Below are 23,506 nucleotides of genomic sequence, written 5' to 3' on the forward strand. Positions count from 1 at the left end.
AAGAAACCTCTCTCTTGGGAGCGGGGTTTAGCCGGTCTGCTGCTCGGCGATCAATTCCCGTATCTGTTCACCGGTGCAACCGAAGCGACGCTCGCGGGCAACGAAAGAGGCGACAGCCTCACTGAACTCGGCCTCGTTGAAATCGGGCCACAATACCGGGGTAAAATAGAGCTCGGCATAGGCGAGCTGCCATAACACAAAGTTGCTGATGCGATGATCGCCACCGGTACGGATCAACAGGTCCACGGGTGGCAGATCGGCCATGCAAACCTCGCGGGTCAGCATGGACTCATCAATGTCGTCAGCGGCCAGTTCACCGGCCGCGACCGCTTTGGCCAGCTTGCGGGCCGCCTGGGCGATATCCCACTGGCCGCCATAGTTGGCCGCAATGTTTAGGGTCAACCCCTTGTTATTGGCGGTCAAGGCTTCCGCCTTGGCAATTTTGGCCTGCAAACGCTCACTAAAGCGAGCAGTATCGCCAATCACCTTGAGCCGGATCCCGTTGCTGTGCAGTTTCTGCACCTCACGACCCAGCACTGTGATGAACAGTTCCATCAAGGCACTGACCTCCCCTTCCGGGCGGCGCCAGTTCTCGCTGGAGAATGCAAACAGGGTCAATGCCTCGATCTTGGCACGCGCAGCAAAGGTAACGGCCTCGCGCACTGACTTGACGCCCGCCTTGTGGCCATAAACCCGCATCTTGCCTCGGTTCTGGGCCCAGCGACCGTTACCATCCATGATGATGGCGACGTGACGGGGTAAAGACGAGTTGGCACAATCACCCAACGCAGCCAAAAGCGACATGTAATTCTCCCACAAAGACAAAAGCGCCGTGCAGGGGCACTACACGGCGCTCGTAATATACCTTTCAGACGGTTAGATTTCCATTAGCTCCTTCTCCTTTACGGCAAGGGCCTCATCGACCAGCTTGATGTAGGAGTCGGTCAGTTTCTGGATCTCTTCCTGGGCGCGACGGTCGTCGTCTTCGGAGATCTCTTTGTCCTTCAGCAACGCTTTCAGGTCAGCGTTGGCGTCACGACGGATGTTGCGCACGGCAACACGGGCATTTTCAGCTTCGGCACGGACGATCTTGGTCAGGTCACGACGACGCTCTTCGGTCAGCGGCGGCAGCGGCACACGCAAGGTCTGGCCATTGCTGGACGGGTTCAGGCCCAGATCGGAGGTCAGGATCGCCTTCTCTACCGCCTGGATCATGGAGCGGTCAAAAATGGAGATGGAGAGGGTGCGAGCATCTTCTGCCACGACGTTGGCCAACTGTTTCAGCGGAGTGGCAGCACCGTAATACTCAACCTGGATGCCGTCGAGCAGGCTCGGGTGAGCGCGGCCGGTACGGATCTTGGACATTTGAGTCTTGAGCGCTTCTACGCTCTTGCCCATACGGTCCTTGGCGTCGTTTTTAATCTCGTTGATCACAGTGGTTTTCCTTTTGGCGAACGAGCCGCTACACGGCCCGTGTCTATCTTATTTACTGACGTGATGGATAGGATAAGAGCGCCAGGTGGCTCACTTTTATCTTATTTACCAACGTGGTGGATCAGAGTGCCTTCCGGTTCACCCATGACAACCCGGCGCAGGGCACCCGGTTTGTTCATGTTGAACACGCGTATCGGCAGATCATGGTCACGTGCCAGGGTAAAGGCAGCAAGATCCATCACCTTGAGCTCTTTTTCAAGAACTTCATCATAACTCAGTTCATGATACAGCACGGCATCCGGATTCTTGACCGGATCTTCGTTGTATACACCATCAACCTTGGTGGCTTTGAGCACCACGTCAGCTTCGATCTCGATCCCGCGCAGACAAGCCGCAGAATCGGTAGTGAAGAAGGGGTTGCCGGTACCGGCAGAGAAGATAACGACTTTGCCAGCACGCAGCTGGCTGATTGCCTCGGCCCAGCTGTAGGAGTCGCAGACGCCTTGCAGGGAGATGGCAGACATCAGACGGGCATTCACATAAGCACGATGCAGGGCATCACGCATGGCCAGACCGTTCATCACGGTTGCCAGCATACCCATGTGGTCGCCCACCACGCGGTTCATGCCCGCTTTGGCAAGACCGGCACCACGGAACAGGTTGCCGCCACCGATGACCAGACCGACCTGAACACCCAACTCAACCAGTTCTTTGATCTCTTGGGCCATCCGCTCCAGCACCGCCGGATCAATGCCGAAACCCTCGGATCCTTGCAGGGCTTCACCACTCAACTTCAGAAGAACACGTCTGTATGCAGGTTTGGGATTGGTACTCATGTCACTGATTCCTGGTCATATAAAGACCGCGACATAAGTCGCGGTCTGGGGAAACGGAAAAACCGGTTCGATTAGGCCTTTTGAGCGGCCGCGATTTGGGCTGCAACTTCAGCAGCGAAATCGGTCTCTTGCTTCTCGATGCCTTCGCCCACTTCGAAACGGGTGAAGGAGACAACGTCAGCGCCTTCTTTCTTCAGCAGTTCGGCAACGGTCATGGAAGGATCTTTCACGAACGGTTGACCAGTCAGGGAAACCTCACCGGTGAACTTCTTCATGCGGCCTTCAACCATCTTCTCGGCGATCTCTTTCGGCTTGCCGGAGTTGATGGCGATGTCGATCTGGATTTCGCGCTCTTTGGCAACGACTTCGGCAGACACGTCTTCAGGCTTGACGAATTGCGGGCTGTTGGCAGCAACGTGCATGGCCAGATCTTTGGCCAGCTCGGCAGAACCACCGGTCAGCTTGGTGATAACACCAATGCGGGAACCGTGAACGTAGGTACCCAGGTTGTCACCTTCAACCAGCATCACGCGACGCAGGTTCATGTTCTCACCGATCTTGGCGATCAGGTTGGTGATGGTCAGCTCGACGGATTCGCCGTTACCGAAGTCAGCGGCTTTCAGCGCGTCAACGTCAGCAATTTTCTGGGTCGCAGCGATGTCAGCGATCTTCTGGCCCATTGCCATGAAGCTGGCATCTTTGGCGACGAAGTCGGTTTCGCTGTTCAGCTCGATCATGACGGCAACGTTGCCTTCGGTGCGAGCAAAGATAACGCCTTCAGCGGCGATACGGCCAGCTTTCTTGGCGGCTTTGGCCTGACCGGATTTGCGCATGTTCTCAATTGCCAGCTCGATATCACCAGCAGCTTCTTCCAGTGCTTTTTTGCAATCCATCATGCCAGCGGCAGTGCGCTCGCGCAGTTCTTTTACCAGGGCGGCAGTAACGTTAGCCATGTCCAGTATCCTCGGTCTTGAATTGACAAGAAACAGGGGCCACAAGGGCCCCTGCTAACCAATTACATCAGCTTGGTTAATAAGGGCTTTACAGTCCTTATCAATTACTCAGCTTCAACGAAGCCATCTTGTTCGGCTTGAACAACGATGTCCTGAGCGCGAGCTTCCAGTACGGTGTCAGCAGCAGCATTCAGGTACAGCTGTACGGCACGGATAGCGTCGTCGTTACCCGGGATGACATAGTCAACGCCGTCCGGGTTGGAGTTGGTATCAACGATGGAAACTACCGGGATACCCAGGTTATTGGCTTCTTTGATAGCGATATGCTCGTGGTCGGCATCGACAACGAACAGAACGTCAGGCAGGCCGCCCATGTTCTTGATACCACCCAGGCTCTTCTCCAGCTTTTCCATTTCGCGAGTACGCATCAGCGCCTCTTTCTTGGTCAGCTTGTCGAAGGTACCGTCCTGGCTCTGGGTTTCCAGATCTTTCAGGCGCTTGATAGACTGACGAACGGTTTTCCAGTTGGTCAGCATACCGCCCAGCCAGCGGTGGTTTACATAGAACTGGTCGCAACGCTCAGCGGCTTCTTTTACGGCTTCAGACGCGGCACGCTTGGTACCAACGAACAGTACCTTGCCTTTCTTGGCAGCTACGGAGCTGATGAAGTTCATGGCATCGTCAAACATCGGAACGGTTTTTTCCAGGTTGATGATGTGAACTTTGCTGCGGGCACCGAAGATGTAGGATTTCATTTTCGGGTTCCAGTAACGAGTCTGGTGACCGAAGTGAACGCCGGCTTGCAGCATGTCGCGCATAGAAACTTTAGCCATTTTATACCTCTGTATTGGGGTTAGGCCTCCACACATCCCATATAACCGACCCGTTAAGGCACCCCGGCATATGTGTCGATGTGTGTGTGTTGTTTAAGTAAGGGTGATGAAATCGGGACGCAAGTTCCCCATTCCGGCGCGCTTTATACCATAACTTTGTTCAGGACACCACCGGCCGACACCCTAAACAGGTGTAAATATGGATCCCGCCAGAGGATGCTGCGACGCTGATTTGACGTTGTGATGACAATCACACTGGAAGTACGCAGGGGTTGCGGATAAAATTTTGCCCTGATTGCAAACGCATCTATTTTTCATTACCTGTCCTGTCTGCCCTCGCAGGCCCAGTGGCAGGCCGCAAGAGAGATCCCATGTCCATTAAAATCAAGACACCGGAAGAGATTGAAAAGATGCGCGTTGCCGGCCAATTGGCCGCCGATGTGCTGGTCATGATTGCGCCCCATGTCAAAGCTGGCGTCACCACTGACGAACTGAACACCCTCTGCCACGACTATATTGTCGACATACAACAGGCGGTTCCAGCTCCGCTCAACTACCATGGCTTCCCCAAATCCATCTGCACCTCGGTGAACGATGTGATCTGCCACGGTATCCCGAATCACAAGAAGCTGCGCGATGGCGACATCATCAACCTGGATATCACCGTCATCAAGGATGGCTACCACGGCGATACCTCGGCCATGTTCATCGTGGGGGAAACCACCCCGCTGCGCCGCCAGCTCTGCAAGGTTGCGCAAGAGAGCCTCTACGCCGCCATCAAGAAGGTGCGTCCGGGGGCCTGCATCACCGAGATTGGGGCCGTCATCCAGCCCATCGTCGAGAAGGCCGGTTTCTCCGTGGTACGTGACTACTGCGGTCACGGCATCGGTGCCGAGTTCCACGAAGAGCCGCAGATCCTCCACTACCGCAACAGCGGCAAGCTGGAGCTGAAAGCGGGCATGTGCTTCACCATCGAGCCCATGGTCAACAGCAAGAAGTATCACTGCAAGGTCAATCCGAAGGATGGCTGGACCGTGACCACCAAGGATGGCGGCGACTCCGCCCAGTGGGAACACACCCTGCTGGTGACCGAGGATGGCTGCGAGGTGCTCACCCTGCGCCCCGATGACACTATCGACCGCTTCATCAAACACAGCTAACATCGAACCCCGGCCCTGAACTTCCAAAGCGCCGGGGTTTTTACTTCTGTTTCAACCGTTTGCCTGCCACTTGCGTGTGAGATGCCATGGACGCCAGCCTGCTTTCCCCCCATTTGTTACCCGATGACCAGCTCACTCGCGACAACTGCAAAGAGTACCTGAGCCGCTTTCTCGGCTGGCTGCACGCCCGTTTCGATGCCGGTGACAACATCATCGAGCTGGTCGCCACCCGCTCCGAGTACATGGATCAGCTGCTCTGCCGGCTGTGGCAGAAGTTCGGCTTCGACAAGAGCGACCTGACGCTTATCGCGGTGGGGGGGTATGGTCGCGGCGAGCTGCACCCCCACTCCGATATCGACCTGCTGATCCTCTATGACGGCGACGAGCTGGACGAGGTGCTGGGGCTGCGGATCGGCGAGTTCATCACCTTGCTGTGGGATCTCAAGCTGGAGGTGGGTCAGGCGGTGCGCAACGTGGCGGAGTGCCTCGAGCAGGGGCGCGCCGATATTACGGTCGCCACCAACCTCATTGAGGCCCGCTACATCACCGGTCGCCAGGAAGGCTTCCGGCAACTGAAAGAGGCCACCGGCCCCCAGCACTTCTGGCCGAGCGAAGCCTTCTTTCGCGCCAAGCGCCAGGAGCAGGCGGAGCGTCATCAGCAGTTTCTCGGTACCGCTTACAAGCTGGAGCCCGATCTCAAGAGCAATCCGGGTGGCCTGCGGGATATTCAAACCCTCGCCTGGGTCGCCCGCCGCCACTTTGGCGCCACCACCTTGTTCGAGATGACCAGCCACGGCTTTCTCAACCGCGCCGAGTATCGTGAGCTGCTCGACTGCCAGAATTTTCTCTGGAAGGTGCGCTTTGCCCTGCATATGGCCATCAACAAGGGAGATAACCGCCTGCTGTTCGATCGCCAGCGCACCGTGGCCCAGATGCTGGGGTTCGAGGGGGAAGGCAACACTCCGGTCGAGCAGATGATGAAGCGCTTCTACCAGACGGTGCGGCGGGTCTCGGAGCTCAACGAGATGCTGCTGCAGCTGTTTGACGAGGCGATCCTCGGCAACACCGCAATGGATGTGCGCCGCCTCTCCGACGAGTTCCAGCTCCGTGGCCGCCTCATCGATGCGGTGGATGCGGAGCTGTTCAGCCGTGAACCGTCCGCCATCCTGCGCCTCTTCTATCAGATGGCCCAGCATCCCGAGATTGCGGGCATCCACTCGGCCACCTTGCGCCAACTGCGCGAGGCGCGCCGCAAACTCAACTGCTGGTTGCAGGACTTGCCTGACTGCCGTCGCCTCTTTATGGCGCTGCTGCGCCACCCCAACGGCATCGGCCTGCCGCTTACCCTGATGCACAAGTACGGCATTCTGGCGGCCTATCTGCCGCAATGGAACCTGATCGTCGGCCAGATGCAGTTCGACATGTTCCACGCCTACACGGTAGATGAGCACACCCATCGGCTGCTCAAGAACATTCATCAGTTCCCCAATCCGGCCAGTCGCCAGAGCCACCCGCTCTGCCACGAGGTATTCACCCGGCTGCGCAAACCGGAGCTGCTCAGCATCGCCGCCCTGTTTCACGATATCGCCAAGGGGCGGCGCGGCGATCACTCGGAACTCGGCGCCGTCGATGCGCTGGAGTTCTGCCAGCTGCACGGTCTCGATCGCTACGAGAGCCGACTGGTCGCCTGGCTGGTGCGCCACCATCTGCTGATGTCGGTCACCGCCCAGCGCCGCGATATCTATGACCCCGACGTGGTCACCGATTTTGCCCAGAAGGTGCGCGACGAGCAGCATCTCGACCTGCTCTACTGCCTTACCGTGGCCGATATCTGCGCCACCAACGATACCCTGTGGAACGACTGGAAGGGCACACTACTGCGGGAGCTCTACTTCGCCACCCAGAAGGCGCTGCGCCAGGGGCTGGAGAACCCGCCCGACATGCGGCTGCGCATTCGCGAAAACCAGCGTCAGGCCAAGCAACTGCTGGCGCAACGGGATGTATCGGAAGAGGCAATCAACCAGCTCTGGGGCGACTTCAAGGCCGATTACTTCCTGCGTCACAGCCCGGAGCAGATCGCCTGGCACTGCCGCCACATCATCGAACATGGCGACAATCCGGCTCCGCTGGTGATCATCGGCAAACACCCGACCCGCGGTGGCAGCGAGGTGTTTATCTACTGCCGCGATACCCCGAATCTGTTTGCCACCGTCGCCTCGGCGCTGGATCAGAAGAACCTCAACATCCACGACGCCCAGATCATGAACTCGCGCAGCAACTATGTGCTCGATACCTTCGTGGTGCTGGAGCCGAGCGGCGAACCCATCAGCCCCAACCGCACCGCCACCATCAAGAAGGCGCTGGAGAAGGCGCTGCAGGAGCCGGGCAAGCTGGTGCTGCGCAACAAGCCGCTGTCGCGGCGCCACCGCCAGTTCAGCGTACCGACCCGGGTAGTCTTCCTGCCTCATAAAGGGGAGAGCCGTCACACCCTGATGGAGCTGACTGCCCTCGATACCCCCGGCCTGCTGGCGCGGATCGGTGCCGTTTTCCAGCAGTGTGGACTGTCGCTGCACGCCGCCAAAATCGCCACTTTCGGTGAGAGGGTCGAGGACTTTTTCAGCCTGACCAGCCTCGATGGCGAGCCATTGACCGCCGAGCAGCAAAAACAGCTGGAAGAGCGACTGGTACACCAGCTCAATCCCCAGCAGTCGGTACTGGATTAAGCGAAGAGTGATTCGAAAGAGGCTGGTTGTCGGGCGTTTTTTGCCATACCAAACAACTGGTTGGCGCACACCGGATGAAGAAATGGCCGCTGGCCGGAAGAATTCCGGTCAACCCCTTAAAAACAGTCGGAAAAGTGTGATACAACAAACAGAATTTTTTAAAGGAAACCTGTCATGACCGAGTTGCAACAGATCATTGAAGCGGCCTTCGAGCGCCGCGACACCATTACTCCGGGCTCCGTGGATAGCGCCACCAAGTCCGCCATCCTGCAAGCCATCGACCTGCTGGACTCCGGCAAGGCGCGGGTTGCCGAGAAGATCGCCGGTGAGTGGGTTGTCCATCAGTGGTTGAAGAAAGCGGTTCTGCTCTACTTCCGCATCAACGACAACGGCATCATCAAGGGCGACGATGCCCAGTACTACGACAAGGTTCCCCTCAAGTTCTCCAACTACACCGCCGAGCAGTTCAAGGAAGCGGGTGTGCGCGTGGTGCCGCCGGCAACCGCCCGCAAAGGCTCCTTTATCGCCCCCAATACCGTGCTGATGCCCTCCTATGTCAACATCGGCGCCTTCGTTGACGAAGGTACCATGGTCGATACCTGGGCTACTGTCGGCTCTTGCGCCCAGATCGGTAAGAACGTCCACCTCTCCGGCGGCGTCGGCATCGGTGGCGTACTGGAGCCACTGCAGGCCAACCCGACCATCATCGAAGACAACTGCTTTATCGGTGCCCGATCCGAAGTGGTTGAAGGGGTCATCGTCGAGGAAGGTTCCGTCATCTCCATGGGCGTCTTCATCGGCCAGTCCACCCGCATCTATGACCGCGAAACCGGCGAGATCCACTACGGCCGCGTACCGGCTGGCTCCGTGGTCGTCTCCGGCTCCCTGCCCTCCAAGTGTGGCAAGTACAGCCTCTACGCGGCGGTGATCGTCAAGAAGGTGGATGCCAAAACCCGCGCCAAAGTCGGCATCAACGCCCTGCTACGCTCCATCGACGAGTAATCAGCATTGCTGTGATGAAAAGGGCGCCTTATGGCGCCCTTTTGATTTTGGCGCCCCTGTCACAGGCAAGCCATGCGGCATCGGTTAAGATGGATGGGACAGGATCGTTTCAAACCGAGGAAGCCTGATGTACGAGAATCTGAAGAGCCTGGGGATCCAGGATCCCTCCTCCGTCGACAGCTACACCCTGCGCCAGGAGGCCAACCACGACATCCTCAAGATCTACTTCAAGAAGCAGAAGGGCGAGTTCTTCGCCAAGAGTGTCAAATTCAAGTATCCCCGCCAGCGCAAGACCATGCTGGTCGACTCCGGTACCCATGAGTACAAGGATGTCACCGAGATCAACGCCAACCTCAAATATGTGGTGGATGAGCTGGATAACCTGACCCAGGGCGTCCATCAGCAGGCCGACCCGGACATCAAGCAAAAGATCCTGCGCGACCTGCGCCATCTGGAAAAAGTGGTACAGAACAAGATCAGCGAAATCGAACGGGATCTGGAGAAACTCTAATCCCCTCGACTCGACAAAAGAGCGCCCGGTGGCGCTCTTTTTATTGGCTGGCTTTATGGGGCTATGGGGTTATCTGGCAATGCCGTGCGATAAGGTGAGCGGAGCACACCACCTTGTGCTGTTGGGCCACCATTGGGCAACCCGTTACATATCGCCCCTTGGAAAACACAACCCCGGCCAAGCCCCGAGACACGCTACAAGCAACCACAAATAGCAAGAGGGAGGCTTTCGCCTCCCTCTTCAAACACGCTGATATTCAGGCAACAGGATTAGTTGCTCTTCATCCAGATGTCCATGTCGGTTTTCAGGTTGTCGGACTTGGTACCGAAGATGGCTTGAACGCCGGAACCAGCCACTACCACACCGGCAGCACCCAGTTTCTTCAGACCAGCCTGGTCAACCTTGGCAACATCTTTCACACCAACACGCAGACGGGTGATGCAGGCATCCAGAGAAGCGATGTTCTCTTTACCACCGAAGGCGGCAACCAGAGCAGCAGACATCTCGTCTTTGCCTTGGCCAACGGCCTCTTCAGCAGTCTCGTCTTCACGACCCGGGGTTTTCAGGTTCATGGCACGGATAACGAAGCTGAATACCACGTAGTAGATGGCCGCGTAAACCAGACCCAGACCAACCAGCAGCAGCATGTTGTCGGCACGCGGTGATTGCACCACGAAGTCGATGAAGCCGTTGGAGAAGGTGTGACCGTGTACGATACCCAGAGAGTTGGTCAGCACATAAGCCAGACCAGCCAGTACAGCGTGGATTGCGTACAGAACCGGAGCGATGAACAGGAAGGAGAATTCAATCGGCTCGGTGATACCGGTCAGGAAAGAGGTCAGGGCTGCAGAGGCCATGATACCAACGATCTTGGCGCGGTTTTCCGGCTTGGCAGCGTGAGCGATGGCGAACGCAGCAGCAGGCAGACCGAACATTTTGAACAGGTAGCCACCAGCCAGCTGACCAAAGCCGTTACCGGCAGCGCGGGACGCGTCATCAGCAGTCAGGAAGCAGGTCATGATACCGTGAACAGTTTCACCGGCACCGTTGACACAGGTACCAGCCTGATAGAAGAACGGTACGTTCCAGATGTGGTGCAGACCGAACGGGATCAGGGAGCGCTCAACCACACCGTAGATACCGAAGGCCAGTACCGGGTTCTGGTTGGCAGCCCAGTCAGAGAAGGCACCGATGGCGCCACCCACTGGCGGCCAAATCACGGACAGGATCACACCCAGACCGATGGAGAGGAAACCGGTGATGATGGGTACGGCACGTTTGCCCGCGAAGAAGCCCAGGTACTCTGGCAGCTGGATCTTGTAGAAACGGTTGAACGCCCAGGCAGCGATACCACCGGCCAGGATACCACCCAGCACGCCGGTTTCGATGGTTTCAACACCCATCACAGGTGCCATGACCTTCAGGGTTGCGACCATGATGCCGTAGCCAACGATAGCTGACAGACCGGATACACCGTCGTTATTGGTAAAGCCCAGAGCAACACCCACTGCAAACAGCAGGGCCATCTGGCCAAATACGGAACCACCGGCTTGCTCCATCAATTGGGAGACAATTTCCGGCATCCAGCTGAAGTGGGCAGCCCCCACCCCCAGCAGAATACCTGCGACTGGCAAGACTGATACTGGCAGCATCAGCGCCTTACCAACCTTTTGCAGATTAGAGAAAGCATTTTTGAACATTGTGTGCGCTCCTGAATGGATTGTCGTCCCTGAACGATCTATCTGGATGAAATAAGGACTGATTCATTCAGATATCTTCGAGTCGGGCTTGTTTATTTTGACCATCAGAATATAACCCAGCGGGTCATAAATTGCTGCTTTCGAAGGCGGGGGAATATTGAATTTGGAGGGGAGATCACAACTTGTTTAGCGGCTAAAAAACGCATGTAATATAAGTTATATATATCCTCATTATCACTCTACTACAAAGACATATAAATAGCAGTTTCACTTTGTATTTTAACAATACCACTTACATCAAACAGCAACTCATTGTAACCAAGTGTAACGGCTTGATTTTTATTTATTACAGTCTACCGATTAAAAAGGCCTCCAACAAGGGAGGCCTCAATAAATATATCTGACCAGTAAATGGTCGTATTATTCTATTTTTGCGAGCGCTTGACCGCATCAATAAACACGCTTTTTGCCTTGGTTGAACCGGCCCGCTCGGCCTCGTTCACCAGCTTCATCGCCTTGTCGATATCCCCCGCCTTGACCGCTTTTTCGATCTGGCTCTGGTAGAAAGCCTCTGTTTCACTCAGCATGGCAGGAGCAGGTTTGGCAACTACCGAGGCACTGGTTGCGACAACCGCAGTTGCAGCAGGGACGACCAGTTTATTAGGAACCACTTCCACAGTTGAGCGTCTCGCCTGCTCTTTTATCTCATCAGTACCAATTGCATACGCTGGCTTGTACACATTTACACCATCTTTTCCTGCGCTAAGGTCTACAACAGAGAAACGGATAACCCCCCAAGGCGAATGTGGAATAACTGGGTCCTTGATGCCGTAATCATTGACAACCTTTGCTTTGGCCATCAACTTGGCATCACTGGGAATCGTTAGGGTCTCACTCAATCGCGATTCATCTGTATAGATAAGCAGGTAGCTCTCATTGTTCGGATTACCGATGTGACTACGGTCGACGGTAAAGGTTCCACTAACAGCATTCCCACTGATCAATCTCGCTGGGTCATATCTAAAAACGTTCCGCCCCATCGTTCGGGTGACCTGAAAACGCGAGTCCAACATAACCACGACTGGCTCAAACATAGTCTGATCGATGATCCCTTCGACAGTGATACTGAGGTCACCAGAATGAGTAGGGAGACGATAAGCAGCAAAATAACTCTTGCCTTCAGAAAACGCATATACGGGAGAATTTGCATCAATGGCGGCTAGCTGAGATGTCCCAAGCACCATATCAACATACGGGATATTCGCAAAATCCTTGCAACACGCTTTAGCCAAATCCAGAGATTGCATGGCACGTTCTCGATCCGTAACGGCTGCTTTGAACCCTTTGGTTGGAGAGAGCTGTGCTTCGAGCGAGGCACACCCGCCCAACAACAAAGAGCCTAGCAAAACGACTGCGAGCTTGGTGTTATACATGATTCGACGCATCCATTAACAGAATAAACAAAGAAGCCCCCGACAAGCGGGGGCGTGACTATACAAGCATTTAATACACCTATTACCACCAAGCTTCTGCTTGCACACCGACGGTGAAAGCATCATCTTGCGGAACTCCATTGGAGTCTTTTTCAAGTGCACCGTCTTGCTGCAGGTAGCTAGCAAAAACCCGAATTTCCGGACGAGCCCAGTAGCCACGGCCAGCAGACCATGCCTGCGCGATAGTGTATTTACTACCTTCGGTAGACTTTTCTGCACTATTTTTAATCTTCTCGTTATCCTTGAAGTAACCCAGCTCAAGGTAGGTCTTCATAGTATCAGTCCAGTTATAGGCAGGGCGAACAACCACAGAGAAGGTATCAATGTCTGCGAGTTTTTTGTTAACGTAAACATCATTGGCTTCACCATAGACCAGTTGATGGCCAACTTCGAAGTTACTTGCGCCCAAAGCGATGACACCGTGGTTGATTGCACGGAAACCTTTCCCATCACCTTGTTCGATAACCAAACCGTTTCCGTTACCAGCACCGTAACCAGCAGCTTGATTGGCCAAACCACCACTCATGTACTGCAGAACTGTCTTATTAAAGCCGCCAGACAGCCCCCAAGTCAGCTCTGCCGTACCCATTTGCCCATCTTCTGCATCATAACCAAGTCGAGCTTTCTGATCGTCAGTGACATTTGCTTGCGCAAAATCGTAACCCAGCTCCAAGCTGGCGTCTTTCCACAAAGGGATACCAGCATAACGAACATCCAAAGTGTTGGTATCGACACGCTCTTTACCTGCTTTGAACTCAGCACTGGTATCAGATTGAATCAAAGCAACAGATGCCTTACCAGGGCCAATGTTCACATTTTCAAGACCACCACCGATACCAGACACATCCCAGTAGTAGAAGTCACTAAGATGAATATCATGGCGCTGATAGTAGCGCTGACCAGCCCAAAGGGTCTCGCCACCACCAAACAGATTCTTAGCCTGAACGTTAAATTGGCGACCTGCAATGTTGTCATTCCATGTGCTCTTGGCTGAATCGTCATCACCAAAAGCAATCATTGAGTCAACATAAAATGAAATATCATTTTTATTGTATACTTCTTGGCCAAGCTGAATTTCGCCGAAAACGTTTTTTTCGTTACCAAGACGACCAACTTTTTGCTGGCTCAGGGTCTGCTGACCGCCATTGTCAGAAACACCAAAACCACCACGCATATAACCGTGGAAATCTACGGCAAAGGCGGCTTGGGAAGCCAGGGCGGCAGTAACAGCTGCTGCAATCGGGAGCCACTTCATTTTCATTGTCATATTCCTTATTTCCCGCAGTGAGGAGTGTGATCCTGAATATTCAACTTCTTATCACCATGTAATCCTGTTGGTGATAACCGAGGTTGATTATAGGGAGCGTATTTCACGACAAATATGAAGCAACTCACAAAATGGCGACAAATCGCTCGGCAAACGATCACCTCAACACCAGAAAGTAAAAAATCGCCACAATAGGCAATAAATAACCAATAATCACATGAACTTCGCAATCATAACAAACATGAAAGCGTTACCAACAATTAATTTGCGATAGAACCAAAGTCATTATTTTACGATTGGATGACAAAAACATGACTGAGATCGCTTTCAAGATTGAACTTTTATTTAGATGACGGGTCTGCAGCGAGGTTGAAACCATTTCAGCCATGGGATAGTGCGCGAGGGGAATATCCCTCTTTCAGTTAGGGAAATATGCCGGTGACAGGCTATTGAATTTGTACAAATAACAATCCCCTGCCGATTAGGAATCAGGGGATTGATATGGCTCTATTTCAGAGAATATTCAGGGCTGAATATCCCACTTTTGCAGCCAGCTGAGTGCCACCTGTTCGGGTTCGTCGTGCACGGTGGCATCCAGCTCCAGCGGGGGAATCACTCGCGTGGCCCCCAACTCTTGCAGCAATCCGTCCAGCCGACGGCCCGCGCCACAGAAATGGTCATAGCTGCTGTCGCCCATGGCAATCAGGGCATAACGCAGCCCTTTGAGCCAAGGGGCCTTGTCGGCCAGTTCGCTGGCAAAGGGCTGCAGATTGGGAGGAATATCCCCCTGCCCTGTGGTGGCACTGACCAGCAATAAAAAACGGCCAGGGTCGATGTCCGCCAGCCGTGCTTCTTCGTGCAGGGTACAGTGATGCCCCTTGCGCTCCAGCTCATCTGCCAAGGTCTCGGCCACCAGCATGGCTGCGCCGTAGACACTCCCTACCACGATATCGATCTGCGCCATTCTCCGCTCCCTGTTTGAGTCACTCTTTTAAGCAACTCTATCAGCAAGCTGGCGTCAGATGCCACCGGTTCAGGGCTGAGGATCAGGCGCTTAGTAGTCGCTCTCGCTGGCGGGCCAGCCCAGCTCGGCAAACAGGCGTAGCACATCCTGACCGAGCGGAGCCTGGATCCGCATCGGTACATTAAGCACCGGATGGGTAAAACTCAGGGTGCGGGCCACCAGCAGCAGTCGTTCACAGCCAAAGTGCTCGCGAAAGAAGCGGTTGTGACGGCCATCTCCGTGGGTGGTGTCCCCGACGATGGGGTGGAACAGGTGATCCATATGGCGGCGTAGCTGATGCTTGCGGCCGGTCTTCGGAAACAATCTGACCAGGCTGTAACGACTGGTGGGGTGCTTCTTGGAGACCGCGTGGGGCAGCTCGACCTGATGCAGGCGACGGAAGGTGGTGACGGCATCCTGCGCCGGGCGATCCGGGTTGCTCATGGCATCGGCAATCTTGTCCAGCTGCTCCTTGAGGGGATAGTCGATCACCCCCTGCTCGGGCGCCCAGCCGCGCACCAGTGCCAGATACTCCTTGTGCACCTGACGTTGGGTAAAGGCTTCGGTCAGCGCGCGGGCAATCACCGGATCGAGCGCAAACAGCAGCACGCCGGAGGTGGGACGGTCGAGGCGATGCACCGGATAGACATGGCGACCACCGATGAGATCCCGGGTCATCTGCATGGCAAAACGGGTCTCGCCCTTGTCGAGCCAGCTGCGGTGCACCAGCAGACCGGACGGTTTGTTGACCGCCACCAGCCACTCATCCTGATAGAGCAGGGTCAGCTTCAAGTCACTTTCTTCTCGGGTTTGATCTGGCATCATTGTTCGATCACTTTGCCGGAAAGCAGCAGATCGAAGCGGGCGATCAGGCGCAGCAGCGCTTCTGCCTCGGCCAGATCTTCTTTGTAGACTTCGCTGGCCATGGGATAGAGGGAGACGCTGGTGGGCAGCGGAGCCTGCAACATCACCAACTGCTCCATGCGCGGTATCAGCACGAACTGCAGCCATTGATCAAAGCTCAGGGTATCAACACAAAAAGGCAGGGTACTTGCCAGGGCTTCGTCACCGGGATGGTCAGCTTGCCAGCGCTCAAGGCGCTGCAACTCGGCGGTGAGTTCCCCCAACAGGCCAGCTACCAGCAAATATTGATTCATCTCGCTCTCTTCCTCATAACCACAGATTGATCCGCTGACCCGACAGGATCAGCCAGGATGCCGATACATTCAGTCGCGCAGCACCGGCGATTCAGCCGGGTCAACGACATACACGGCAGCCAGCGCGGCCTGCCGCCGTTAAAAAAGGGCGATACTATACACCGCCCCCCGCATGGCTGCCATGTTGATATCTGCCGCAGCGCGCGTCTGCTGCCACTGGCTATCCTCGGCAAGGGCCTTATAATCGGCCCGCATCACCATTAGCCGGATCTCACCATGTCTGCGACGCCTACTGCCATCAATACCTTGACCGAATTTCTGACTCAGGCTGGCACCCAGTTCCAGCTGTTTGACATGGGCCGCCAGGTGCGGCCACTGGCAAGCGACACCTTTGTCCGCATCGAACAGCAGCAGGAGCCCTACCCCTGGCCGCTGCAACAGCACGCCTGGCTCGGCGTGCACTTCTTCCAGCCGAGCGAGTCTCGCCACTACCTCTGGTTCCTCAAATTTGCCCTCGATGAGCGCGGCCTGCTGATGTCAAACGGCCCCAAGCTGTTCATGGATCAGGTGGTGGAGACCCTGGGCTACAAGCTCACCGGCGATCTCGATGAAGAGAAGGCCCAGCGCCTGGCCGACAATCCCTACACCTTCCGCCCGGCAGAGGCCAAAATGGCCAGTCTGCACGCCAAACTGGCGCGCCAGCTGGAGCAGGCCCCTTCGGCCTATTACGATACCCTCTGCCACTATCTGGCTGCCCCCAACAACACCGGTTGGCAGACGCTGGGGCTGCAGGGCTTTGCCGATCTGGCCGAACGACTGCATGATGAGCGCAATCTGGCGCTGGTCTGCAAGGCGCTGCCCAAGCTGCCGCAAGAGCCGCTCTATGCCCTCTGCCAGAGCCTTGAAAACGCTCCGCTGCCACCGGCAGTACAAGGGGCCCTGCTCGAGCGGATCGGCAAGGAGCAGGAGTGCGCCGCCCCCAACCCGGAGACCCTGGCCTACCTCTGCCGCGCCATGGCCTCCTGCCCCGGCAACAAACAGCGCAGCAACAAGCTGCTGACCCTGCTGCAAACTCAGCCGAGCCCGGCGCTGCTGCTCGCCATCGCCGGCCGGCTCTGGCCCGATCTGAAAGATGCCAATCTGCTCAGCCACTATCTGGAACAGCTGGCGCTGCAACCAACCCAGTTCTTCAATCAGGTTTTTGCCGAGTTGGTCACTTTACCGGCCCTGCGCAATGATATGCTGGCCAGACTGCGCGACCCCAACCGCAGCGAGGCGCTGGGCAAGGCCATCGGCCGTCTGTTTGCCTCGGCCTGATCCCTCGCATCCCCCTCACGCCACGAGGCAACACGGCGGGAAATAGAAATGGAGACTGGGAGTGCCAAGCAGGACTCCCGGTTATCGACATCACGATAAGGAAGCCCGCCTATGGGAGAGATGCTCGGAATTTTGTTGCTGATTGCCGTTGCCGGCCTGTTCTGGCTGCAACGCCAACAGGCAGAAGTGGCCTGGCAATACATGCGCCGCTACTGCCAGCATCATGATCTGCAACTGCTGTCGCTGGCCCGCAACCGGCGGGAGCTGGCGCGCCATCCCCTGCGGCTGCTGACCCACTACCAGTTTGAATTCTCCAGCGATGGCGAGAGCCACTATCAGGGCACCCTCAAGATGCAGGGGCTGCACGTCGTCGGCGTTGATCTGCCACCTCACCGCATCCCTTCTGCCTGATCCCCAATCTCGTCTCTGCGCCCAGTGGCTGTGCCTGTCTATAATCTCAGGGATTAAACAAAGGGAGAGACGAGATGGAACCCCTTGTCCACGATCTGCCAGCCCTGTTTGCCCAGCTCGGGATGGCCAACGACGAGCTGAGCCTGCACCGCTTTGTGCACGACCATCACCTCGACAATGAAACCCTGTTGCCGGAGGCCGGTTTCTGGAACGCCGCCCAGGCCAGCTTTCTGCGTGATGCCCTGTGGAACGACTCCGACTGGTGCGAGGCGATCGACCAACTCGATGTGATGTTGCGCCAGCCCCGCTAAGCCGCCCGCCCCTTTCCTCCCCTGCCGGCTTTGGTTAAGATCCCGCCCCGATATCGATCCCTCCTTCTCACCCAGAGCATGCTTATGTCCGCCCACGAGATCATCCGAATTGCCAACGAGCTGGCCGCCAAGGGCCTGACTCCCACCACTGCCATGATCAAGGCCCGCCTCACCCATCCCGTGCCGATGGCCGAGCTGCTGAAAGTGCTGAGCCAGTGGAAGCAGCAGCCCATCGCGACCGCCGAGAGCGAGCTCCTGCCAGAGGCCGTGCCCCAGCCAGCGCCGGAGCTCACCCTGCAGCAACTCGCCGAACAGCTCGCACGCATCGAACAGAAGGTGGATCGCCTGACCGACCTGCTCCTCCAGCAGGGGCAAGGCTGAACCATGTATATCGTCGAACTCTGCTTTGAGTGTTACCGCGATACCTCCCTTGGCGACGCCGAGCGGGCCATCGTCAACTACCTCGACATGCTGCGTTATCAGGGCCAGATCCTCGGGCGGGAGTTCCCCACCAGCATGCACGACGGCTATTTCGTCAGTCGGGTAGTCTGCCCGGAGCAGGATAGCCTGCACCCCGACAACCAGAGCGAGCAGGTCAAACTGGCCGAACAGCAGCTCAATCAGGCCGGGCTGCTGGCGCCCAAACTCCAGCTGCAGGGGGCGGATCTGCTCTCCGACAGCACAGATCCTTGCGGCCAGCAGGGCGAGCGCCCCAGCTGGATGCTGCTCTACACCAGCTTCCTGCACACCTGCTCGCCGCTGCGCTGTGGCGACCACTTCGCCCCCATTCCGCTCTACCAACTGCCCGCTGTCGCCAACGGCGATCAGAAACAGATCATCAAGTGGCAGGAGGATTGGGAGGCGTGTGATCAGTTACAGATGAACGGCTCCATCGCAGAACACGCGGCGCTGCACGAAATCGGCGAAGTGGGCAGCCGCCTCTACCGGCGCGGCAGCGATCTGGCCAAGCGACTGGAAGTGCTGAGCGGCATCCCCACCTACTACTACCTCTACCGGGTGGGCGGGCTGAGCGCTGCCGAGGAGAAGGCGCGCCCCTGCCCCAGCTGTGGCGGTGAGTGGGCACTGGCAGCGCCGCTGCACGAGATCTTCGACTTCAAGTGCGACAGCTGCCGTCTGGTCTCCAACCTCTCCTGGGATTTCAAGGATTAAGCGCGTTCCCTGTACGCGATGCCATAAAAAAGAGCCTTGCCGCATGGCAAGGCGCTTTTCGTTCCGATGAGTAACCTTGGCTCGAACAGGTGCTATTGCGGCAACGTCTCCAGCCGCTCCAGAAACGCCGGTAGGGAGGGAGCCAGCGTCAGACGGCGGCCGGAATCGAGCCACTCCAGCCACACCCGACCACTCTCGTTATCCAGCGAGATGAGCGTCATCTCGTTGCGGGTGGTGGCAATAAAGATGGAGGGGGTTCGTTTTAGCTTGCGCAACATCAGCAGATGGCCAATGAGGTTCTCCTTGAGCAGGTCGAGATCCGCGTCGTTCCACGGCAAGATCAGTTCAAGGCGCAGCCCCTTGAAAAGGCAGGGGATAGGGCGACTGAACCAGTGCCCAAACAGGGCGATAGCGCTGGGATGAATTGTCAGCTCAAGGGCATCGGCCATGGCCGTAAAATCGGCGGGTTCGGGGCGATGGTGAGGACGCCAGGCCACCCGACCATCGGCGGGCTCACCAAGCTGGCAGGGGGAACGCCAGTCCGCCTCCCACTCGCACAGAGGCAGGCCTCGTCTGGCCTCGCCATCCCGTTGCCAGCGGGCAAAAAAGTGCTCCAGGGCAGACAAAACTTGATCCGACATCGAAAATCCCCACAATTGCTGGCAAAGTCCGCTATTGCACCACCAAACCCGGTAACAGACAAGGTTGCCAGCCGACCTTGCGACCCGGGAAACAGAACCCGGGATACAGAGAGGCCGACGCCCAAGCCAAACGGCTGCAACCATCCGGCCCTGCAATGGCCCGTTTCATTCCACTCATCATGAGCACATTACGTGAGCAACCCTGTGAGCAAACAAGATAGATACGCCGGGGCCAGCGCCCTGACCGGCCTGAGCCTGGGCCAGCAATCCGATTACATCAGCCAGTACTCCCCCTCCCTGCTGCAGCCGGTTCCACGTAGCCTGAACCGGGATGATCTCCAGCTGGGCGATGATCTGCCCTTTAGCGGTTGCGATGTCTGGACCCTCTATGAGCTCTCCTGGCTCAACGCCAGGGGCAAACCGATGGTGGCGGTGGGTGAAGTGACCATCCCGGCCACCAGTGCGAACCTGATCGAATCCAAATCTTTCAAGCTCTACCTCAACTCCTTCAACCAGACCCGTTGCGACTCTATCGAGGCAGTCGCCGCCATGCTGACCAGGGATCTGCGCGCCTGTGCGGGGGAGACCGTCAAGGTGACCCTGTTCCCCCTCGACAAGGCGCCGCACCAGATTGCCCAGCTGCCCGGCGAGTGCATCGACGAGCAGGATATCGAGGTAGACAATTACGAGTTTGATGCGTCCCTGCTGCGAGGGGCAGCCGGTAGCGAGCTGGTCGAGGAGACCCTGCACAGCCACCTGCTCAAATCCAACTGTCTGGTGACCAGCCAGCCCGACTGGGGCTCTGTAGTGATCCGCTACAAGGGATCGAAACTCGATCGGGAGAAGCTGCTGCGCTATCTCATCTCGTTCCGCCAGCACAACGAGTTCCACGAGCAGTGCATCGAGCGGATCTTTATCGACCTCAAGCACTATTGCCAGCCAGAGCAGTTGACCGTCTATGCCCGCTATACCCGTCGCGGCGGCCTCGACATCAACCCGTTCCGCTCCAATTTCGAAACCGTGCCCGCCAACCTGCGTCTAATCCGCCAATAAAGTCGAGCTGCAGCAAAGAGGGCAGTCGCACTGCCCTCCATGACTGGCAAAAAAGGTTTCAATCGATGCTTTACGCAGCAGGGATAAGGGTGCTGGATAATAAAATCCAGACGAAACCCACTTGCCGGCCACCAGCAAACCACAGTAAACGCTGGACTCGCAGGGGGGGGCTTGGATAACATGCCAACACCTCTGCGCCGTCCTTAATCCAATGAATCAACTGTTTTTTCTGGCCATGATGATGTCCTCCCTGTCAGCTCCGAATCTGGATCTGGACAAGGAGCAACTCTCTATCGATCTGCAACAAGCGCAATCGATGGTACTGACCGATCCTGCCAGATGCGTCCAGATCACCACAGCCTTCCTGACGCGCGCAGCCAATAATCCCCAGCAAATCATCAGCAATCGCCAGGAGTTCGGTTATCGCGAGCCCATCCTGAGTTACAGCACGGCGGCCCAGACCATAGGCGCCCATCTGCTCAAAGGGGAGTGTCTGCTGCAACTGGGTCAATATCAGGCCACCCAGCAAGCGCTCGACAAGGCGATGGCGCTGGCAGACAAAGAGCGGCAACCGGAACTCAAGGCCCACGGCCTCTATCTCAAGATCCGCAGTCAGGCCCTCAAACCGGATAACCAGAGCACCAGCCGCGCCCTGATGGATCAACTGGACGAACAGTTGGCCGTCCCCACGCTCAAGCAGAGCCAGCTCCAGATTTATGGCCGCCTGCAACGCACCAGCTACGACATCGAGAACCAGCACTTCGATGATGCCAAGGCCCACTTGGCAGATGCGCGGATCTGGGCCGCCAAGACCCCCAATCCCCTCGCCAGTGCCTGGGTCAGCGCCATCAGCGGCGACCTCTATCGCGCGCTGCAGCAGCCACAGCTGGCACTGGGGGAATATATCGATGCCCAGCAACAGGCCAAAAGCCTCAACGACCCGCTCTTTCTCGGCCTGCTGTCGAACCAGATAGTCAAACTCTATCAGCAGGAGCAGGAGCCCCAGAAAGCGCTGCAGTATGCCAATGAGGCGGCCAACTACTTCCACTCCATCGGCAACCCTTCCCTGCTGTGCGACTCCCTGATGGTGCTGGCGCGACTCAACCGCGAGCAGGGCGACCTCAATATGGCGCTGGTCTACTTCTTCAATGCGCTGGATCTGCTCGATGAGGGGAGCAACCGACCACAAGCCTCCCTGCTCAAATATGAAATCGGCAAAACCTACCTGCAAAGCGGCAACCTCTCGCTGGCCAGCAACTACCTCAATGCGGCCCGTCAGTCTCACGAACTGAGCGATGCCAAAGAGCCGCTGATCGATACCCTGCTGCTGCTCGGCGAGCTCTATCTGAAGAAGCAGGAGGCCGCCATCGCCATCCTGCAGTTGGAGAACGCCCGCGCACTGGCCAATCAGCTCGGCGATACCCGCCGTCAGTACGAGGTATTCCGCCTGTTGTCGCTTGCCTACGAGCAGAAGGGGTATCTGCGTCAGGCCCTCGACAGCTACAAGCGCTTCCACCGTCTTGGCGAAGAGGTGCGCCAGCAGGAGCAGGCCATGGAGCAGGCGGCGATCCGTGACAACTATGTCCAGGTCGAGCGGGTGCAACATATCAAGGAGCTGGAGCAGCGACTTAACAACAGCCAGCATCAGCAGGAGCGCTATCTCTGGTCGAGCATCACCACCAGCCTGCTGCTGGCGCTCTTTATCTACCTCTTCTTCACCCTCTGGCTCAAGCTGCGTACTGCCCGCCTGCAACTGAAACGGACCAATGAGGCCCTGCTGATCGAGCCACGCTCGGGGCTGGCCAACTGGCAGCGGCTGATGAACCGCTGGCCGCGGGAGATGGCAAAGCGCCAGCTGAAATCGGATCGCTGGTACCTCAGTGAACAGCCCTCCAGCGAGTTCGATGACAAGCTGCACTATCTGCTGTTCCGGGTGCCCTTTCTGGTCAACACGCTGGAGCGCCACGGCTATCAGGCCAGCAGAGAAATCGAGCAGGCCTTCGGTGCCTATATGGACACCCTGACCCCGCAAGATGGCCGTATCTATGACTTGCGTGAAGGACACATGCTCTATGTGGTGCCACAGCGCCACGTGACCAACCTACATCAACTGGCGGGAGACCTGCTGACCGCCATCGCCGCCTTCCCTTGCAGCTATCCGCTGGATCGCCAGATCAGCCTCGGGATTGTCAGTCACCCCTTCCTGCCGAAGGCGGCGACCGCGCTCGATCACAATGGCCTGTTTGACCTCTGCTATCTCGCCCTGTCGGGAGCCATTCAGCTCAGTGAAAAATGCCAGCAAAACGCCTGGTTGGAGCTCGCCGCCATCGATTGCCAACAGGCCGCATTTTTTAATGGGGATGTGTGGCAATGCGGCTTGATGGCAATTGACAAGGGGCTGGTAAAAGTCAATTCTTCTCATGAAAAGCAATGGGTTAATTGGCCCAGCCTTGCAAGGAAGCCGGCTGCCGATGACCACCCGGAAATGTAGATAACAGGGCGAGGCTCGAAACCCGGTTCGACCACTGTTG

Annotated in this window: 23 protein-coding genes; 11 read left to right on the plus strand and 12 right to left on the minus strand. The window is 56.9% G+C overall.

All coding sequences use genetic code 11. The features are described 5' to 3' along the window. Nucleotides 1–27 precede the first annotated feature (27 nt). The 5 genes from uppS to rpsB form a co-directional block, all read right to left on the minus strand. Nucleotides 28–804, minus strand: a complete 777-nt coding sequence (gene uppS, locus PG888_RS05685) for a polyprenyl diphosphate synthase (RefSeq protein ID WP_042058437.1) — start codon at nucleotides 802–804, stop codon at nucleotides 28–30. Nucleotides 805–876: 72 nt separating this feature from the next. After that, nucleotides 877–1,434 (minus strand): ribosome recycling factor, encoded by a 558-nt coding sequence (gene frr / locus PG888_RS05690; RefSeq protein WP_005338576.1) that lies wholly within the window; start codon nucleotides 1,432–1,434, stop codon nucleotides 877–879. Between the two features lie 101 nt (nucleotides 1,435–1,535). Then, nucleotides 1,536–2,270, minus strand: a complete 735-nt coding sequence (gene pyrH, locus PG888_RS05695) for a UMP kinase (RefSeq protein WP_005338577.1) — start codon at nucleotides 2,268–2,270, stop codon at nucleotides 1,536–1,538. A 71-nt stretch (nucleotides 2,271–2,341) separates the two neighbouring features. Further along, nucleotides 2,342–3,223, minus strand: a complete 882-nt coding sequence (gene tsf / locus PG888_RS05700) for a translation elongation factor Ts (protein ID WP_005338578.1) — start codon at nucleotides 3,221–3,223, stop codon at nucleotides 2,342–2,344. A gap of 104 nt (nucleotides 3,224–3,327) precedes the next feature. Further along, nucleotides 3,328–4,056, minus strand: a complete 729-nt coding sequence (gene rpsB, locus PG888_RS05705) for a 30S ribosomal protein S2 (RefSeq protein ID WP_005303470.1) — start codon at nucleotides 4,054–4,056, stop codon at nucleotides 3,328–3,330. Between the two features lie 371 nt (nucleotides 4,057–4,427). Between rpsB and map the strand changes: the two genes are divergently transcribed. From map to PG888_RS05725, 4 genes are all read left to right on the plus strand, one after another. After that, nucleotides 4,428–5,216: a type I methionyl aminopeptidase gene (gene map, locus PG888_RS05710; RefSeq protein ID WP_103251469.1), complete on the plus strand. Its 789-nt coding sequence runs from the start codon at nucleotides 4,428–4,430 to the stop codon at nucleotides 5,214–5,216. Nucleotides 5,217–5,302: 86 nt separating this feature from the next. Next, nucleotides 5,303–7,939 carry a bifunctional uridylyltransferase/uridylyl-removing protein GlnD gene (gene glnD / locus PG888_RS05715; RefSeq protein ID WP_182939064.1) on the plus strand — a complete coding sequence of 879 codons (2,637 nt, stop codon included), beginning with the start codon at nucleotides 5,303–5,305 and terminating at the stop codon, nucleotides 7,937–7,939. A 174-nt stretch (nucleotides 7,940–8,113) separates the two neighbouring features. Further along, nucleotides 8,114–8,941, plus strand: coding sequence for a 2,3,4,5-tetrahydropyridine-2,6-dicarboxylate N-succinyltransferase (dapD, locus tag PG888_RS05720; RefSeq protein WP_005338581.1), 828 nt, complete (start codon nucleotides 8,114–8,116; stop codon nucleotides 8,939–8,941). Between the two features lie 127 nt (nucleotides 8,942–9,068). Then, complete coding sequence (locus PG888_RS05725) at nucleotides 9,069–9,452, plus strand: DUF3461 family protein (RefSeq protein WP_182939063.1); 384 nt, start codon at nucleotides 9,069–9,071, stop codon at nucleotides 9,450–9,452. 269 nt (nucleotides 9,453–9,721) lie between these two features. Here the strand turns inward: PG888_RS05725 and ptsG are convergent, their stop codons facing one another. The 6 genes from ptsG to PG888_RS05755 form a co-directional block, all read right to left on the minus strand. After that, nucleotides 9,722–11,152: a PTS glucose transporter subunit IIBC gene (ptsG, locus tag PG888_RS05730; protein WP_005338586.1), complete on the minus strand. Its 1,431-nt coding sequence runs from the start codon at nucleotides 11,150–11,152 to the stop codon at nucleotides 9,722–9,724. Between the two features lie 425 nt (nucleotides 11,153–11,577). Next, nucleotides 11,578–12,585 (minus strand): MalM family protein, encoded by a 1,008-nt coding sequence (locus tag PG888_RS05735; protein WP_182939062.1) that lies wholly within the window; start codon nucleotides 12,583–12,585, stop codon nucleotides 11,578–11,580. An 82-nt stretch (nucleotides 12,586–12,667) separates the two neighbouring features. Then, nucleotides 12,668–13,906 (minus strand): maltoporin LamB, encoded by a 1,239-nt coding sequence (gene lamB / locus PG888_RS05740; RefSeq protein ID WP_019445215.1) that lies wholly within the window; start codon nucleotides 13,904–13,906, stop codon nucleotides 12,668–12,670. 529 nt (nucleotides 13,907–14,435) lie between these two features. Further along, nucleotides 14,436–14,876 carry a flavodoxin gene (locus PG888_RS05745; protein WP_182939061.1) on the minus strand — a complete coding sequence of 147 codons (441 nt, stop codon included), beginning with the start codon at nucleotides 14,874–14,876 and terminating at the stop codon, nucleotides 14,436–14,438. Between the two features lie 90 nt (nucleotides 14,877–14,966). Next, on the minus strand, nucleotides 14,967–15,740 hold the full coding sequence (gene truC, locus PG888_RS05750) for a tRNA pseudouridine(65) synthase TruC (protein WP_182939060.1): 774 nt from the start codon (nucleotides 15,738–15,740) through the stop codon (nucleotides 14,967–14,969). Further along, nucleotides 15,737–16,072: a YqcC family protein gene (locus PG888_RS05755; protein WP_005338596.1), complete on the minus strand. Its 336-nt coding sequence runs from the start codon at nucleotides 16,070–16,072 to the stop codon at nucleotides 15,737–15,739. Before PG888_RS05755 ends, truC begins: the two co-directional genes overlap by 4 nt. 276 nt (nucleotides 16,073–16,348) lie before the next feature. On the opposite strand from PG888_RS05755, the gene PG888_RS05760 reads away from it, so the two are divergent. The 5 genes from PG888_RS05760 to PG888_RS05780 all read left to right on the plus strand — a co-directional run bounded on the left by PG888_RS05760 (nucleotide 16,349) and on the right by PG888_RS05780 (nucleotide 19,281). Then, nucleotides 16,349–17,389 carry a DUF3549 family protein gene (locus PG888_RS05760; protein ID WP_182939059.1) on the plus strand — a complete coding sequence of 347 codons (1,041 nt, stop codon included), beginning with the start codon at nucleotides 16,349–16,351 and terminating at the stop codon, nucleotides 17,387–17,389. 111 nt (nucleotides 17,390–17,500) lie between these two features. Beyond that, entirely contained in the window at nucleotides 17,501–17,800 is a 300-nt protein-coding gene (locus tag PG888_RS05765) for a DUF3301 domain-containing protein (protein ID WP_182939058.1), read from the plus strand. A gap of 74 nt (nucleotides 17,801–17,874) precedes the next feature. Next, complete coding sequence (locus PG888_RS05770; protein WP_005338602.1) at nucleotides 17,875–18,111, plus strand: DUF2789 family protein; 237 nt, start codon at nucleotides 17,875–17,877, stop codon at nucleotides 18,109–18,111. Nucleotides 18,112–18,195: 84 nt separating this feature from the next. Next, a complete protein-coding gene (locus PG888_RS05775; protein ID WP_182939057.1) occupies nucleotides 18,196–18,492 on the plus strand; it encodes a DNA-binding protein in 297 nt (98 codons plus the stop codon). Between the two features lie 3 nt (nucleotides 18,493–18,495). Beyond that, nucleotides 18,496–19,281, plus strand: coding sequence for a Zn-ribbon-containing protein (locus PG888_RS05780; protein WP_139463048.1), 786 nt, complete (start codon nucleotides 18,496–18,498; stop codon nucleotides 19,279–19,281). A 92-nt stretch (nucleotides 19,282–19,373) separates the two neighbouring features. Here the strand turns inward: PG888_RS05780 and syd are convergent, their stop codons facing one another. Beyond that, nucleotides 19,374–19,922, minus strand: coding sequence for a SecY-interacting protein (gene syd, locus PG888_RS05785; protein ID WP_182939056.1), 549 nt, complete (start codon nucleotides 19,920–19,922; stop codon nucleotides 19,374–19,376). Between the two features lie 204 nt (nucleotides 19,923–20,126). Between syd and queF the strand changes: the two genes are divergently transcribed. Continuing rightward, nucleotides 20,127–20,975 carry an NADPH-dependent 7-cyano-7-deazaguanine reductase QueF gene (gene queF, locus PG888_RS05790; RefSeq protein ID WP_182939055.1) on the plus strand — a complete coding sequence of 283 codons (849 nt, stop codon included), beginning with the start codon at nucleotides 20,127–20,129 and terminating at the stop codon, nucleotides 20,973–20,975. Between the two features lie 211 nt (nucleotides 20,976–21,186). Then, a complete protein-coding gene (locus PG888_RS05795) occupies nucleotides 21,187–23,466 on the plus strand; it encodes a tetratricopeptide repeat protein (RefSeq protein ID WP_182939054.1) in 2,280 nt (759 codons plus the stop codon). The last annotated feature ends 40 nt before the right edge of the window (nucleotides 23,467–23,506 follow it).

Origin of the sequence: Aeromonas sp. QDB23 (assembly GCF_027707745.1) — a bacterium.
GTDB lineage: Bacteria > Pseudomonadota > Gammaproteobacteria > Enterobacterales > Aeromonadaceae > Aeromonas > Aeromonas allosaccharophila.

Coding starts and splice junctions, on each gene's coding strand:
- PG888_RS05760 (WP_182939059.1), top strand. CDS start 16,349: ATGTCTGCGACGCCTACTGCCATCAATACCTTGACCGAATTTCTGACT.
- uppS (WP_042058437.1), bottom strand. CDS start 804: ATGTCGCTTTTGGCTGCGTTGGGTGATTGTGCCAACTCGTCTTTACCC.
- PG888_RS05725 (WP_182939063.1), top strand. CDS start 9,069: ATGTACGAGAATCTGAAGAGCCTGGGGATCCAGGATCCCTCCTCCGTC.
- PG888_RS05765 (WP_182939058.1), top strand. CDS start 17,501: ATGGGAGAGATGCTCGGAATTTTGTTGCTGATTGCCGTTGCCGGCCTG.
- map (WP_103251469.1), top strand. CDS start 4,428: ATGTCCATTAAAATCAAGACACCGGAAGAGATTGAAAAGATGCGCGTT.
- glnD (WP_182939064.1), top strand. CDS start 5,303: ATGGACGCCAGCCTGCTTTCCCCCCATTTGTTACCCGATGACCAGCTC.
- pyrH (WP_005338577.1), bottom strand. CDS start 2,270: ATGAGTACCAATCCCAAACCTGCATACAGACGTGTTCTTCTGAAGTTG.
- dapD (WP_005338581.1), top strand. CDS start 8,114: ATGACCGAGTTGCAACAGATCATTGAAGCGGCCTTCGAGCGCCGCGAC.
- rpsB (WP_005303470.1), bottom strand. CDS start 4,056: ATGGCTAAAGTTTCTATGCGCGACATGCTGCAAGCCGGCGTTCACTTC.
- PG888_RS05735 (WP_182939062.1), bottom strand. CDS start 12,585: ATGTATAACACCAAGCTCGCAGTCGTTTTGCTAGGCTCTTTGTTGTTG.
- PG888_RS05755 (WP_005338596.1), bottom strand. CDS start 16,072: ATGAATCAATATTTGCTGGTAGCTGGCCTGTTGGGGGAACTCACCGCC.
- ptsG (WP_005338586.1), bottom strand. CDS start 11,152: ATGTTCAAAAATGCTTTCTCTAATCTGCAAAAGGTTGGTAAGGCGCTG.
- syd (WP_182939056.1), bottom strand. CDS start 19,922: ATGTCGGATCAAGTTTTGTCTGCCCTGGAGCACTTTTTTGCCCGCTGG.
- tsf (WP_005338578.1), bottom strand. CDS start 3,223: ATGGCTAACGTTACTGCCGCCCTGGTAAAAGAACTGCGCGAGCGCACT.
- lamB (WP_019445215.1), bottom strand. CDS start 13,906: ATGAAAATGAAGTGGCTCCCGATTGCAGCAGCTGTTACTGCCGCCCTG.
- PG888_RS05775 (WP_182939057.1), top strand. CDS start 18,196: ATGTCCGCCCACGAGATCATCCGAATTGCCAACGAGCTGGCCGCCAAG.
- PG888_RS05770 (WP_005338602.1), top strand. CDS start 17,875: ATGGAACCCCTTGTCCACGATCTGCCAGCCCTGTTTGCCCAGCTCGGG.
- PG888_RS05745 (WP_182939061.1), bottom strand. CDS start 14,876: ATGGCGCAGATCGATATCGTGGTAGGGAGTGTCTACGGCGCAGCCATG.
- PG888_RS05795 (WP_182939054.1), top strand. CDS start 21,187: ATGAATCAACTGTTTTTTCTGGCCATGATGATGTCCTCCCTGTCAGCT.
- truC (WP_182939060.1), bottom strand. CDS start 15,740: ATGATGCCAGATCAAACCCGAGAAGAAAGTGACTTGAAGCTGACCCTG.
- PG888_RS05780 (WP_139463048.1), top strand. CDS start 18,496: ATGTATATCGTCGAACTCTGCTTTGAGTGTTACCGCGATACCTCCCTT.